Raw genomic sequence first — 13,717 nt, 5'->3', positions numbered from 1 at the left:
GCAACGACTTAGGTTTTGCTTCATCCCCACCGTTCGTGTCGAGCGACGTCGAGACACCAGTCAGGTGCAGGTGTCTCGACGTCGCTCGACACGAACGGGGTGGTTCAAGGTCAATCCTTGTCGAAGAACAAATCCGCCACGCTCTGCGCGATCCGCGCCGGGCGGTGCGTCTTGGCATCGACGCAGCACCAGCTCGATTGCACCTCGGCCAACACTTCCTCGCCGCGCTTGATGATCGTCTGGTAGAAAGCGCGTGCGCCCTGCACCTTTTCGAGCAGCACGGTCGCGATGACCTCATCGTCGAGGAACGTCGGCTTGCGGTAGGTAATCTCGTGCTTCAACGCGACCCACAGGTTCGCCGCGACGGCCTCGGCCGGCGCGAAGCGTTGCCAATGGCTCACCACCGCATCCTGCACCCACTTGAGATAGCTGGCATTGTTGACATGACCCATGAAGTCGATGTCGGCGGGATCGATCCCGATCGGGAAGCTATGGGGAATGGCGTGGCTCACGCATCGGCCCTAGCAGGTAAACCGTTACTACGCGATGACTTTTACGGTTTTCATGTTGCTGGCTGGCAATCGATCTTACCTGTTCCAGACTATTACGTTCTGCTAATGTTCCAAGATGGAGTGTTGTTCCGAGTCGCTGGCGCATGACGCCGAACACGGTCGGAGCGATGGTACTCCGGCCCCGGCTGAGCGGTTGGCGAGCGACGTCTCGCGCGCCGGGCACGATCTTCCGCCCCGGCCGCTGCGGTGGCTGTTCCTCGATCTCAACAGCTATTTCGCCAGCGTCGAGCAGCAGATCGATCCTGCCTTACGTGGCAAGCCGGTGCTGGTGGCGCCGATCGACAGCGACACCACGGTTGCCATTGCTGCCAGCGTGGAAGCGAAGCGGTACGGCATCTCCACCGGCACCCCGGTGTGGGAAGCCAAGAGGTTGTGCCGCGACCTGATCGTTACGCCCGCACGGCACGAGGAATATGTCCGGTTCCACGACCGGATCGTAGCGGAGATCTGGCGCCAAATCCCGGTGACGATGGTGTGTTCGATCGACGAGGTCGCGTGTCGCCTGCTCGACAATGAGAACAGCGTCGCCGCCGCCACCGCTTTAGCCCGTCGCATCAAGGCCGGTATCCTCGCCAATGTTGGCGAGTGCCTGACCAGTTCCATCGGCATCGCACCCAACCGGCTGCTGGCCAAGCTTGCATCCGACATGCAGAAGCCGGACGGTCTCGTCGTGCTGGATGCCGCGACATTGCCCCAGCGCCTGTACGACATGCCGCTGCGCGATATCTGCGGCATTGGCGCGAAGATGGAGCGGCGTCTCGCGCGCGATGGCATCAACGACATTCGCCAATTGTGCGAGCGCCGGCCGCGCGATGCCGGCACCGCCTGGGGCGGGACTAACGGCGACCGGCTGTGGTACCTGCTTCACGGCGTCGACCTGCCGGACAAGCCGACGCAAAGCCGCAGCATCGGGCACAGCCACGTGCTGTCGCCGGGCAAGCGTGGGGTAGAGCCGGTCCGTCTCACCGCGCGGCGGCTGGCATTGAAAGCAACCAGCCGGCTCCGCCGCAAAGCGTACCGCAGTCGGCTGCTCGTGCTGCATGCCCGCTTCGAGGATGACAAATCGACCTGGCGCGCGAGCCAGAAACTGGCGGCGACTCAGGATAGTTTTGCCGTGCTGGCCGCACTGGAATTGCTGTTTCCGCGCCTGATCGCTGCCGGACGCACGCGGCCGGGCGATTTCCAGATCCGCATGATCGGCGTCACGCTGGCCGAGATCGAGCCGCTGGCGGGCGAGCAGGCATCTTTGTTCGAGCGGCTCGATCCCGACGATCCGCTCGCGCGTGAGACGCGCACGCTGTCGCTCAGCCGCGCGATGGATCGGATCAACGAACGGTTCGGGCGCAATGCGGTCAGCCTTGGGCCGCAATCCGGCGGGCGCATCGATCGCGTCGGCACCAAGATCGCTTTTGGCCGCATTCCCGATCTGGATGAATTCCACGAATGATCGGGCCTGAATGAACCAACATGAATGTTGCGCTGCACATACCAAAACGCATTGTTTCTACTCGGCCGCTTGACGATCCGTTCCGCGTGCGCGAAGCAGCGCGCGCATGAAAACGCTCCTCCCCAGCCTCGCCGCGGTCGCGCTTCTCGCGCTCTCCGCTTGTGACAACAAGGACCCGCAAGTGGTCAGCAGCCAGGCGCCGGACCCGCAGGCCGCAGCGCTCGCCAACGCTGCCCCGGTCGAATTGCCGCCGTCGATCAAGGCGGACGTCACGTTCCGGTGCAACCCCGGCAACAGCTTGGCTTTCGTCACCTTCTTCGAAGGCGACAAGCAGGCTTTGGTCCGCACCGACAAGGCTGGAACCGCGACCAAGCTGACCGCCGAGGAAGCCGGCCAGCCGCTGAAGGCCGAGGGTTATGAACTGACCGGCACGCCGAAGCTCGCGACGCTGACTTTGCCGGGCAAGGGCAAGCTGACCTGCAAGGCCTGATTTTTCGCATCTGAACATGTCGGCCGGCGGAGCGATCCGCCGGCCTTTTTCTTGCGCGCCGGGCTTCGCTGCGTCACCATGCCGCCATGGCGACCATCGCGATCTACAGTCTGAAAGGCGGCGTCGGCAAAACGACGATCGCGGTAAACCTGGCCTATGCATCGGCGACCTTGTCGTCGCGCCGCACCTTGCTGTGGGATCTCGATCCGCAGGCTGCCTCCACTTACCTGCTCAGCAGCGCCCGCACGCGGGAGCAGGCGCAATCGGTATTCTCCAAGGACGTCGAGCCGCAGAAGCTCATCCGCCATACTGCGATCGACCGGCTCGCCCTGCTGCCGGCCGATCCGTCGCTACGTGGGCTCGATCTGCTGCTGCACGAACTCGACAAGAAAAAACGGCTGCAGAAATTGCTGACCGGCCTGGGCGGTGCGTTCGACCGGATCCTGCTCGATTGCCCGCCGGGCCTGACCCGGACGAGCGACCAGATCATGCATGCCGCCGACGTGATCGTCGTGCCAGTCATCCCTTCGCCGCTGTCCGAACGCGCCTTGGCCGAGGTGATGAAGCACCATGATGGCAAGGCTGTGATCCTGCCGGTGCATTCGATGGTCGATCGCCGCCGCAAGCTGCACGCCGAGGCATTGGCCCGACACCCTGACTGGCAGGTCATTCCCATGGCGAGCACGGTGGAGGCGATGACGGTCCGTCGTGCGCCGGTCGCCAGCTTTGCCGGCCGATCGGCCGCCGCGCAGGGCTTCGCCATGTTGTGGCAGGCAATCGAACGCCGCCTGGCGACGTGACGCATACGCCGTCAGCCGCACCGTACGACGTCGTAGCGCTCGATGCACAGCTCGTCCTGCGAGCCTATAGCGTCGGGGTTTTCCCCATGGCCGATGCGCGCGATGCGGACAGCGTGTATTGGGTAGAACCGCGCCGACGCGCGATCCTGCCGTTGGACCGCTTTCACCTGGCGTCCTCGCTACGCAAGACGCTCGTCCGTGATCGGTTCCGGATCACCGCCGACATGGCCTTTTCCGAGATCATCGCGCTTTGCGCCGAAGCGGCGGAAAACCGCCCCGACACCTGGATCAATGGCCAGATCGAGCAAGTGTATCACGAACTACACCAGCTCGGCTTCGCGCATTCGATCGAGGTTTGGGACGGCGACGCGCTCGTCGGCGGATTATACGGGCTGGCGCTCGGCCGCGCCTTCTTTGGCGAATCGATGGTCAGCCGTGCACGGGACGCGTCAAAGATCGCGATCGCCTGGCTGGTCGCCCGGTTGCGGGTTGGCGGGTTCGAACTGCTCGATTGCCAATTCATGACCGATCACCTCGCCACGCTCGGCGCGGTGGAGATTTCGCGTAAAGCTTACGTGGGATTGCTGTCGTCCGCCGTCGACGAGGCGGTCGGCTCGGGCGTGCGCGCCGCGCGGGGTGCGGCAGGTGATTTCCGCGCGCTCGATCGTGGCGTCTCCGCGCCATTCTCGGTCGATCCACCGCCCTTGACGGAGTTCGGCCCGCCTTCGGGAAAAGTCATTGCACAGCTTTTGACCCACACGTCGTAGACTGGGTGCAGCACCACGTTCAGGCCGGGCCGTTCCTTGTACAGCCAGCCGGAAAAAGTACGCCGCCAAGCACGATCCTGTCCGCGAACGTCCAGCTGCACGAACGCGCCGGTATAAGGCTGCTGTTCCCACGGCGCGGTACGCTCGCACGCGCGCAGCCGCACCACGACATCGCCGACACGCACCGCTTGTCCGGGCTTCAGGGTCACTTCGCGCGCCAGGCCGTTGCGCTTGTTGAGCAGACCCAGGATCGCAACACGGCGCGCCATCGGCGTCGCGCCGAACGAGGGGTCGACACCGCTGGAAAGATCGACGTTGGTGACGCCCGTCTGCGGCAATTCCTCGTCGAGCGCCGTCTGCATGTCAGGCTGCGGACGATTTGCCACTACGGCCTTGCTGTCCTGCCAGCTATCGTATCCGAACCACCCCCCCGCGCCCAGGCCGGCGACGAGCGCCGTCCAGCCGAGCCAGTCGCGGCGTGTCACGCGTCCGGCGTCCAGGCTTCGTAATCGCCAGTAGCAGGGGCGCGCTTGCCGCCCTTTTCCAACGCGCCCGCGGGACGATAGGCGAGCGACGTGCCGGTCATGTTGGCGACGGCAGGTTTCTCCCACGTGCGCGGTGCCGGCAGCCCGCGGTCGGGCAGATCGTCCACCTGATGGTGCAGCCAGCTGAACCATTCGGGGGCGACGCGGCTGGCGTCGTTGGAGCCGTTATAGATCACCCAGCGGCGCGGGTTGCCGTTGGTGTCGCTGCCACCCTGATAATAGACGTTGCCAAGGGAATCCTCGCCGACCCGCGCCTTGCCGCGCAGACCGAACCAGGTGCCGATGGTGGCGCCGTTCCACCAGGTGAATGGATTGAGATTGATGCCCATGCGCGTCCAATAGCCGTGAGAGGAGGTTTCTGGCAACGCGTCATAATTGCCGATGGTGCCAGGCGGCTGCGTTCAGCGCTTAGGGCCGCCCGGCCAGGTGACGCTATCCCCCTCGGCAATGCCCAGTTCGCTGGCGCGACCGCCATTGATCTCCAACACAGCGGCGACCGGCTCGCCCGAGGGCACCGGCGTCTCCGAGAAAGGAACGGTATTCTCGGCGATGCGCGCGATCGTGCCGTCGGCGCGGATGAAGATGATGTCCAGGCTGCTCGGCGTGTTCTTCATCCAGAAATTCGCCTCGCGCGGGCCGCCGCCTTCTGCCGGATAGGGCGCGAAGAGCATGCCCTGATCCTTGGGGATGCCGGTGCGGAACATCAGTCCTTTTTCCTGATCGGCCGGGGTCTTGGCGAGTTCGACCGAAAAAACATGCGCACCGTTCGTGCTGGTGATCGTCAGCGCGATCCTGCCGTCTGTCTTCTGCACCGGGTCGCTGGCCAGGCCCGGGATCGTGCCGGTCGCCACCAGCGCCCCACCGCCGATGCCCAGCACCAGCAAGGCCGCAACGGCCGCCTTAGTCGCTGCGATCATGACGGCGATCCTCCTCGATCTCGACAGCGAGCGGGCCCTTCTGACCCGAAACGATCCGCGCCCGCAGCCTTTGATCGGGATCGACCTCGATCACTCCCGCCCGGCGCAGCGTTTCCATGTGCACGAAGATATCCGCAAAATCACTCTCGCGCACCAGGAAACCATAACCTTTCAGGCGGTTGAACCATTTGACGTGCACTGGCTCGAACGGGCCAGCCTCGTCGATCAGCGCCGCCGGGTCGATCCGGTCGATGGACGAGCGCGCGCGTTGCGGCGGATCGACGGCGTTGGTCAGGTCGATCGACAGTATCTCGCTTGCCTGCAGACCGCGATCCCGCATGACTGCCACGCATTCGAGCCGCGCTCCTTCCGGCAAGCTGCGCCGGCCATGCGGCTGAAGGACGGAAAAATGCACCAGTATGTCGCCGATCGCAGGATCGTCGGCAACGATGAAGCCGAACCCCCGCGTCACATCGAACCATTTCAGCGTACCGGCAAATACCGCCTCGCCGGCCACGGAATCCGCTGTCGGAGAAGCGGGGCCAGCCCCCCCGTCATCCCACCCATCAACAGCCGGTTCCGTGTCTATGCGCATGTCAAATCCCCCGCGCCGCCTCATACACGCTAGATTTAAGGAGAGACAGATCAATCCTGGCGCTATTCAGCGCATAATGTACCGATATCGTCACCCGGCGCCATGCTGGCGATCCGGCGCGACAGCGTAAAATCATGCCCAGCCCGGATCATCGCCCCGATCTGCTTTTCGCGCTGCGGCCGCTCCGCCGGCTCGGCGGCAAATGGGCCGATCCGCTTGCGCCGGGCAAAGTTGAGCGCCGTTGCCAGTGCGCGATCCTCGATTGCAGGAGCCAGCGCCTCGGCATCCTCCTCGCCGATTCCTGCCTCGCGAAAAGCACCGACGACGCGGCGTTTGCCCAGCCCACGCCGCGCCATAGCGCTCGCTCGCGCCTCGCCGAACGCGCGATCATCGATATAGCCGAGCTCCGCCAGCTTGTCCGCGAGCGCAGCGGGATCGGACGGCTCCCCTTCCCACCCCCGCTCCCGGATCTTGCGTGTCAGGTAGGTCGCCAATCGCAACCGCGTGGTTGCAAAGCGCTCGACATATCGCAATGCCAACCGTTCCAGCGCAGCCGCATCCAACGGCGGGATCGGGCGACGCTCCTTGCGCGAGGAACGGGCATCTGAGCGGCCGTTCGTATCGGCGCGGCCGTCGGCTTTGGGATCGTGTCGCGTCATGCGCCATCATTGTGCCACAGTCGCAACGGATTTTGAACGTTGGTGGATCGTACGCGGTACGTTTCCAGTGGAATGGCTGATGGCCGCCATCTAGGGCACGAACGATGACGAAGAACGGTTTGCAGCAGAATAGTGGAATTTCGGCGATCGAGGCCACCCCGACAGGTGACGCATTGCCGCGGCGCTTTGCCGATTTCGAGACCCTGGGCGCAGCACTGGATTATGCCGCGAGCGGCGAGCGGGGCCTCAACTTTCATGATGCGCGCGGCACGCTGACCCGCGCTTATCCGTTCCGCGAGATGCGTGACGAAGCGCTGGCCATGGCGCGCCGCCTGATCGATGCGGGTGTGTTGCCCGAAGACCGCATCGCGTTGGTTGCGGAGACGGGGCCGGAATTCGCCGCCTTGTTCTTCGGCGTGGTGTACGCCGGCGCATGGCCGGTGCCATTGCCACTGCCGACCTCGTTCGGCGGCAAGGATTCGTATATTGAACAGCTGCGCGTGCAGCTGTCGAGCTGCGATCCGACGATGCTGGTCTATCCCCCAGAACTCGCCGAGATGGCCGGCGCCGCCGCGCACCATGCCGGGGTAGAGGGCGTGGACTGGTCTGAACTCGGCTCGCGCGACGCACCCGAGGCAACGCTGCCCCAGGCGCGCGGCGACGACATCGCCTATCTGCAATATTCCAGCGGCTCGACCCGCTTCCCGCACGGTGTCGCCATCACGCACCACGCGCTGCTCAACAATCTCGCCGCGCACAGCCACGGCATGGAAGTGGTCGACACCGACCGCTGCGTCTCCTGGCTGCCCTGGTATCATGACATGGGGCTGGTCGGCTGCTTCCTCTCACCGGTCGCCAACCAGGTCTCGACCGATTACCTCAAGACCGAGGATTTCGCGCGCCGGCCGCTCGCCTGGCTCGACCTGATCAGCCGCAACACGGGCACCACGCTCTCCTACTCGCCGACCTTCGGCTACGATATCTGCGCGCGCCGCATGTCCTCGCAGACCAAGGCCAGCGAGCGGTTCGACCTGTCGCGCTGGCGCGTCGCCGGCAATGGCGCCGACATGATCCGCCCGGACGTGATGCAGAGCTTCGTCGACGCCTTCGCCGATGCCGGGTTCCAGGCCAGCGCCTTCCTGCCAAGCTATGGCCTGGCCGAGGCGACGCTGGCGGTGTCGATCATGCCACCGGGCGAAGGCATCCGCGTCGAACTGGTCGAGGAAACGCAACTCTCGGGCGTCGCCGCCGGCCAGGACCGCCCGCAGCGGTTCCGCGCGATCGTCAATTGCGGCAAACCCGCGCGCGACATGACGATCGAGATCCGCGAGGAAGACGGCACTCCCCTGCCCGAGCGCGCGATCGGCAAGGTATGGTGCGCCGGCCCGTCGCTGATGGTCGGCTATTTCCGCGACGAAGCGGCCACCGCCGCGTGCATGACCCCCGATTCGAGCGGGTGCGTCTGGCTCGACACCGGCGACATGGGCTATCTCAGCGACGGCTACATCTACATCGTCGGTCGCGCCAAGGACATGATCATTGTCAACGGCCGCAATCACTGGCCGCAGGACATCGAATGGGCGGTCGAACAATTGCCCGGCTTCAAGGCCGGCGACATCGCCGCCTTTGCGATCACCACCCCCGGCGGCGAGGAAACGCCAGCCGTGCTGGTCCAATGCCGCAGCTCCGACGACGCCGAACGCATCCGCCTGCGCGAGGAAATCCGCGAACGCGTGCGATCGGTGACGGGCATGAACTGCGTGATCGAACTCATCCCCCCCCGTACCCTGCCGCGGACGAGCTCCGGCAAGCTCAGCCGGGCGAAGGCGCGGAACTTGTATCTGAGCGGGGATATCAAGCCTTACGATATCGCGGCTTGATGGCGGATCTTTTCGTGCCCGTTAGTCCTGAGCCTGTCCAAGGACGGGCAACACTAGCTAGTCGATAGGCGCTACTCACCCGAGGAAGTCGGCGAGCGTCAATACCAGGTCGCGGCGGTCGCGGCGGGCGCGGCCGCTTTCCACAGTGAGCGGCAATTTACCCCCGGCGGGCTCGTACATCCGCTCGACGAGCATGTTGAAATCGGCGCCGATCAAAAGGTCGCCAGCCTTCAATCCGGCCGAATCGGCCGGGCTGCCGGCGCCGACGACGGTGATCCTTGCGTCCCTGCCGCTGCGCTCGATCCACATCCCAGCGCGGTTGTACCACTCGCGCTGGGCGGGGAGCCCGTTGCTCTTGAGGTACAGCGCCTTTTCTGCCGACGCCGTGGCCATGTTGAAGCGGCGGAGGATCGGCAGGCCGATGATCCCGGCATCGAACAACTCCCATTCCGGATGCTCAAGGATGGTGACGATCACGCCCTCGATCACCGTCCCGGCTAAACCGAGCGATGGTGCGCGGACCACACGTGCCTTGCCATCGGGCGCGGCGGGGGACCAACGCGACGCATCCCACAGGCCAGCCGCTTCCGCCGTCTTGCGATATATCTGCATCGCACCCGTCCAACCCGTATCCAGCCCGAAGCGGAAGGACTTGCCGCCAAGAATGGCGTCGGCGAGCAGGAAAGACGATCCATTGCGATTGCCGTAGCTGACGATCGCCTTGTCATAGCGAGTCCACCCCGTTCGATCGGGCGTCGCGCCGCGGCGGATGCGCCATTCGCGGTTTGCGAAATCGAGTTCTCCATCGACGGCGGTCAACATCCCAGCGGCAAGCGACCCCACCGCGCCGTCACGAAAGTTGAACTTCTCCACACCCGCAAACGCCGCGCTCGGCTGACGCAATTGACCGCCGAATACGAGGTCGGTCGCTTCGTAGATCGGATAGGGTTTGCGCGCACCCCGGAGCGCCAGCGTGCTAGGCCCGAGTTTCCGCAGCTTCAACGTCTCGACCAGCTTCATGTCGATCAGCCCGATCGTGCCGCCAGTGTCGAACACGAAGCGGAATGGCCCATGTCCTGCGAGACCGCATTCGACCAACACGCGAGTGTCCGTCAGCGTCACCGGTATCCGCCAGATGGCCTCTTCGGCCCTCGCTATCCTCGGGAGCGAAGCGGCCACTCCTGCCCCCACCAGGAACATGCGACGATGGATATGCGTCATGTCACCCTCCAACGACTCGGTGCGATGGCAGAGGGAGCTATCGTGCCGGGCGATGCTCCGCAATCGATCGTGGACGGATCGCGGCGCTCCGTGCGGCCGATGCAGCAATTGCCCCCATCTGCATGAAATAACGGCCCCAAAATGGCATCCAATCTAACCATCTGCTAACCACCGTGCGGTATATCGCTGTGGTGAGTACCGAACCCTCCTCCCAATTCGCCCGTGCGCGGATCGACGCGCGCGCGTTGCTCGGCCTGTATGACCCCCCCGATTCGACTGATTGGGGCCCGATCCGCGCGGCACAGATGAATGCGGGATCGCAGCTCGCCTTGTTCCTGCTCGCGACCAACGTGATCGGCGCGGCTCTGGTCGCCCTGTTGCTGGCGCCGCTCCTGCCGATCTGGGCAATCGCCAGCTGGGGCGCAGTGACCGCCGCCGTTGCAGCGGCGGTCACCTTTCGCCGTCTAGCCGCACGCCGGCAAAGCGCACGCACGGCGACGTTGCGTGACGTGCGGGATACGATGCGGGACGGGATCGCACTGGCGGTGGTCTGGTCTATTCCGCCGCTCGCGGTCAGCATGCGCGCAGAGGCAAGTGCGGCGTTGGGATTGTGGATCATCCTGTCGATCCTGATGACCGCCTCGGCCGTAGCGATGGCGGCGCTGCCGCTCGCCACGATCAGCTTTCTCGGCATCCTGGGCGTTGCGATGGCCGGGATGCTATGGTTCGTCGGCGGTCCTTTATTCTCCGCGGCGATCCTGCTGTTCACCGCCTTGTTGATCATCGGCTGCTTTTCGCGCGCCCGAGCGCTAGTGGTGATTCGCGCCGGCGAGATCGCGCTGGCGGAACGCGACCAGACGGTCAGCCTGTTGTTGCGCGAGTTCGAGGATCATGGCGCCGACTGGTTGTGGGAAACCGACGCGCAGCGGCGCGTGGTCCGCGCCTCACCACGCTTCGCCCATTCGCTGGGGCTCGATCCGCTGTCGATCAACGGCATGCCGTTCCTGCAGGTGCTCGCCGGACCCACTTGGGAATCTGGTAACTTTTCCACTGCCTTGCGGCTACTGGCCGACAGGCTTAAGAACCGCGAGCCGTTTCGCGATCTGCTGCTTCACGTCACGATCGACGGCCAGGAGCGGTGCTGGCAGATCACCGCCAGCCCGCGCCAGGATGACGAAGGCGCCTTTGTCGGCTTCCGCGGCGTGTGCTCCGACGTCACCGAACAACGCGCCTCGGCCGACAAGATCAGCAAGATGGCCCGCCTTGATACGCTGACCGGCCTGCCGAACCGCCTGCTCATCAACGAGGCGCTGAGCCACGCAATGACCGAGGCCGACAAGTGGGGCAGCCGCTGTGCCTTCATGATGATCGATCTCGATCGCTTCAAGGCGATCAATGATACGCTGGGCCATCCGATCGGCGACCGACTGCTCGGACGCGTGTCGGAGCGACTCAGCCAATTGGTGACCGATAACGAGATGATCGGACGGTTGGGCGGCGACGAGTTCGCGGTGGTCGTGCGCGACGCGAGCAACCCCGCCATGATCGAGCGCCTTGCTCGTCAAATCATCGAGACATTGTCGCGCCCCTATGACCTGGATGCGCACACCCTCTTCATCGGCGCCAGCATCGGCGTGGCGACCGGCCCGCGTGACGGCCGGACGGCGGAAACGCTGATCCGCTCCGCCGATCTGGCCTTGTACCGATCGAAGGATGCCGGCGGCGGCACGTTCCATTGCTACGAACCGCAATTGCATGTCGAAGCCGAGGAGCGCCGCGTCCTTGAAATGGCGTTGCGCCAAGCGTTGGCCAATGGCGAGATGTACCTTGCCTACCAACCCGTGGTCGCCGCCGACAGCGGCCGGCTCACCGGCTTCGAGGCGCTGGTACGCTGGACGCATCCGCAACTGGGCACCGTCCCGCCAGGAAAGTTCGTACCGCTTGCGGAAGACGCGCGGCTGATCGCGCCGATCGGCGAGTGGGTGCTGCGCACGGCATGTGACGAGGCCACGCGTTGGCCCGATCCGGTGCGTGTTGCGGTCAACGTCTCGCCGGAACAGTTACACAACCCCGCTTTCGTCGCGGTAGTCGCCTCGGCGCTGGCGAACAGCGGCCTGCCGCCCGAGCGGCTGGAACTGGAGGTGACGGAGAGCGTATTCCTTAAGGAAGGCACCTGCGCAATCCAGGTGCTGGAGCGCATCCTCGACCTCGGGGTGCGGCTCAGCCTCGATGATTTCGGTACCGGCTACAGCTCGCTCGGCTATCTCAGCCGCACACGCTTTTCCTCGATCAAGATCGATCGCAGCTTCGTGACGCAGGCGTCGAGGGGCGTGCCGGAGGCGATCGCGATCATCCGCGCGGTAGTCGCGCTGGCACAGAGCCTGGGCATGGCTACGACCGCCGAGGGTGTGGAAACCGAGGACGAGCATCTCATGGTCCAGGCGCTCGGCTGTACCAAGATCCAGGGCTATTATTTCGGTCGGCCGCTCCCCGTCGACGAAGCGCGTGCGATCGCTACCCGCAGCCAGGCCGTGGCTGCCGCGGCGTAAGTGCGCCTCATCCGCGTGCAACGGGCTTGCCGGGCGTGATGGAGGTGGGTATGGAGGCGGGGCGTAGGGGTGTAGCTCAGTTGGTTAGAGCGTCGGTCTCCAAAACCGAAGGCCCTCGGTTCGAGTCCGAGCTCCCCTGCCAGCTTGATTTCGATCGCGGCACGCGCTACGCCGCATCCATTCCGAAATTGGAAATCTCGTCATCGGGCCTTGGCAGGTCCGGGCGGCGGGCCCATGTCCAGATTTCGGCGCATAGAACATGAGTGACAGCAACGTGGCGAAGACGACACCGATCGAGTTCATCCGTCAGGTCCAGGCCGAGACCAAGAAGGTCGTCTGGCCGACCGGGCGCGAGACGGTGATGACCGGGGTGATGGTGGTCATCATGACGACCCTGCTCGCGATCTTCTTCTTCGGCGTCGACAAGATGTTCCACGGCATCGTCACATTGCTGCTGTCGCTCGCTACCAAGGGTTGAGATCATGTCGCGCTGGTACATCATTCACGCTTACTCCGGCTTTGAGGGCAAGGTGCGCGATTCGATCATGGCCGAGGCGACCCGCATGGGCCTCGACCAGCTGGTCGAGCAGATCGAAGTGCCGACCGAAACCACGACCGAGGCCCGCCGCGGCAAGAAGATTGCGGTCGAGCGCAAGTTCATGCCGGGCTATGTGCTCGCCAAGCTGAACATGAACGACGACGTGTATCACCTGGTCAAGAACACGCCGAAGGTGACCGGCTTCCTCGGCAGCATGGGCAAGCCCCAGCCGATCAGCGAGGCCGAGGCCGCGCGCATGCTGAACAGCAAGGAAGAAGCGGCCGCTGCCCCCAAGCAGAAGATGAAGGTCGATTACGAAATCGGCGATTCGGTGAAGGTGCTGGACGGCCCATTCGCCAGCTTCAGCGGCATCGTGGAAGAGCTCGACTTCGACCGCAGCCGCGTGAAGGTGTCGGTGTCGATCTTCGGGCGCGCCACGCCGGTGGAGCTTGAGTTCGAGCAGGTCGAGCGACCGAAATAAGGCTATGCCTTATTTGGGGTTCGCACAGGATTAGCGAAGCTAATCCTGAGACGACGCCCGACCGGCCGGCGGGCAACGCCCCGGCCGACGACGCGGGCTTTGCCCGCGTCCGCCTCATACGCCTTTTGCGTTCACCACGTGGCGATCCGTTCCTGATCGGAAGCGTGACATTGAAGTCATCTGCTCGTCCTCCGCTTGGAGAGTGGCGTGTTCTTGGCAGGTCCTTCGACAAGCTCAGGACGAACGGGGGGTGGGC

Annotated in this window: 14 protein-coding genes, 1 tRNA gene and 1 pseudogene; 9 read left to right on the top strand and 7 right to left on the bottom strand. The window is 64.6% G+C overall.

Annotated elements, in window-relative coordinates:
• Positions 1 to 110: 110 nt before the first annotated feature.
• Positions 111 to 452 carry an acyl-CoA thioesterase gene (locus NV382_RS18760; RefSeq protein WP_260600482.1) on the bottom strand — a complete coding sequence of 114 codons (342 nt, stop codon included), beginning with the start codon at positions 450 to 452 and terminating at the stop codon, positions 111 to 113.
• A 253-nt stretch (positions 453 to 705) separates the two neighbouring features.
• On the opposite strand from NV382_RS18760, the gene NV382_RS18755 reads away from it, so the two are divergent.
• From NV382_RS18755 to aat, 4 genes are all read left to right on the top strand, one after another.
• Positions 706 to 2,019: a Y-family DNA polymerase gene (locus NV382_RS18755; RefSeq protein ID WP_260598345.1), complete on the top strand. Its 1,314-nt coding sequence runs from the start codon at positions 706 to 708 to the stop codon at positions 2,017 to 2,019.
• Between the two features lie 106 nt (positions 2,020 to 2,125).
• Positions 2,126 to 2,509 carry a hypothetical protein gene (locus NV382_RS18750; protein WP_260598344.1) on the top strand — a complete coding sequence of 128 codons (384 nt, stop codon included), beginning with the start codon at positions 2,126 to 2,128 and terminating at the stop codon, positions 2,507 to 2,509.
• 86 nt (positions 2,510 to 2,595) lie between these two features.
• A complete protein-coding gene (locus tag NV382_RS18745; RefSeq protein ID WP_260598343.1) occupies positions 2,596 to 3,309 on the top strand; it encodes a ParA family protein in 714 nt (237 codons plus the stop codon).
• Between the two features lie 86 nt (positions 3,310 to 3,395).
• Positions 3,396 to 4,076, top strand: coding sequence for a leucyl/phenylalanyl-tRNA--protein transferase (gene aat / locus NV382_RS18740; protein WP_260600481.1), 681 nt, complete (start codon positions 3,396 to 3,398; stop codon positions 4,074 to 4,076).
• Positions 4,077 to 4,111: 35 nt separating this feature from the next.
• On the opposite strand, the pseudogene NV382_RS18735 reads toward aat, so the two are convergent.
• The 5 genes and pseudogenes from NV382_RS18735 to NV382_RS18715 form a co-directional block, all read right to left on the bottom strand.
• A pseudogene (locus NV382_RS18735) lies at positions 4,112 to 4,345 on the bottom strand (DUF2155 domain-containing protein); the annotation flags it as partial.
• Positions 4,346 to 4,557: 212 nt separating this feature from the next.
• Positions 4,558 to 4,950, bottom strand: coding sequence for an NADH:ubiquinone oxidoreductase subunit NDUFA12 (locus NV382_RS18730; RefSeq protein WP_260598342.1), 393 nt, complete (start codon positions 4,948 to 4,950; stop codon positions 4,558 to 4,560).
• Positions 4,951 to 5,022: 72 nt separating this feature from the next.
• The gene (locus NV382_RS18725; RefSeq protein WP_260598340.1) at positions 5,023 to 5,538 is read right to left on the bottom strand and encodes a DUF192 domain-containing protein; all 516 of its coding nucleotides are present in this window, start codon (positions 5,536 to 5,538) and stop codon (positions 5,023 to 5,025) included.
• Positions 5,522 to 6,133, bottom strand: coding sequence for a cold-shock protein (locus NV382_RS18720; RefSeq protein WP_260598339.1), 612 nt, complete (start codon positions 6,131 to 6,133; stop codon positions 5,522 to 5,524). The genes NV382_RS18725 and NV382_RS18720 overlap by 17 nt, the downstream gene beginning before the upstream one ends.
• Before the next feature lie 62 nt (positions 6,134 to 6,195).
• Positions 6,196 to 6,696, bottom strand: coding sequence for a regulatory protein RecX (locus NV382_RS18715; RefSeq protein ID WP_260600480.1), 501 nt, complete (start codon positions 6,694 to 6,696; stop codon positions 6,196 to 6,198).
• A gap of 200 nt (positions 6,697 to 6,896) precedes the next feature.
• Here NV382_RS18715 and NV382_RS18710 point away from each other — a divergent pair, with 200 nt between their 5' ends.
• A complete protein-coding gene (locus NV382_RS18710; RefSeq protein ID WP_260598337.1) occupies positions 6,897 to 8,672 on the top strand; it encodes a fatty acyl-AMP ligase in 1,776 nt (591 codons plus the stop codon).
• A 75-nt stretch (positions 8,673 to 8,747) separates the two neighbouring features.
• On the opposite strand, the gene NV382_RS18705 is transcribed toward NV382_RS18710, so the two are convergent.
• Entirely contained in the window at positions 8,748 to 9,893 is a 1,146-nt protein-coding gene (locus NV382_RS18705) for a hypothetical protein (protein WP_260598336.1), read from the bottom strand.
• A 191-nt stretch (positions 9,894 to 10,084) separates the two neighbouring features.
• Between NV382_RS18705 and NV382_RS18700 the strand changes: the two genes are divergently transcribed.
• The 4 genes from NV382_RS18700 (at position 10,085) to nusG (ending at position 13,461) form a co-directional block, all read left to right on the top strand.
• A complete protein-coding gene (locus NV382_RS18700) occupies positions 10,085 to 12,442 on the top strand; it encodes a putative bifunctional diguanylate cyclase/phosphodiesterase (RefSeq protein ID WP_260598335.1) in 2,358 nt (785 codons plus the stop codon).
• Positions 12,443 to 12,507: 65 nt separating this feature from the next.
• Positions 12,508 to 12,584 (top strand) — tRNA-Trp (locus NV382_RS18695).
• Positions 12,585 to 12,716: 132 nt separating this feature from the next.
• Positions 12,717 to 12,920, top strand: coding sequence for a preprotein translocase subunit SecE (gene secE / locus NV382_RS18690; protein ID WP_260600479.1), 204 nt, complete (start codon positions 12,717 to 12,719; stop codon positions 12,918 to 12,920).
• Positions 12,921 to 12,924: 4 nt separating this feature from the next.
• The gene (gene nusG, locus NV382_RS18685; RefSeq protein ID WP_260598333.1) at positions 12,925 to 13,461 is read left to right on the top strand and encodes a transcription termination/antitermination protein NusG; all 537 of its coding nucleotides are present in this window, start codon (positions 12,925 to 12,927) and stop codon (positions 13,459 to 13,461) included.
• The last annotated feature ends 256 nt before the right edge of the window (positions 13,462 to 13,717 follow it).

The sequence above is a fragment of the Sphingomonas endolithica genome, assembly GCF_025231525.1.
Taxonomy (GTDB): Bacteria; Pseudomonadota; Alphaproteobacteria; order Sphingomonadales; family Sphingomonadaceae; genus Sphingomonas; species Sphingomonas endolithica.
Note: the sequence above shows the minus strand (reverse complement) of the source record. Positions and strands in the feature narration are given on the sequence as shown.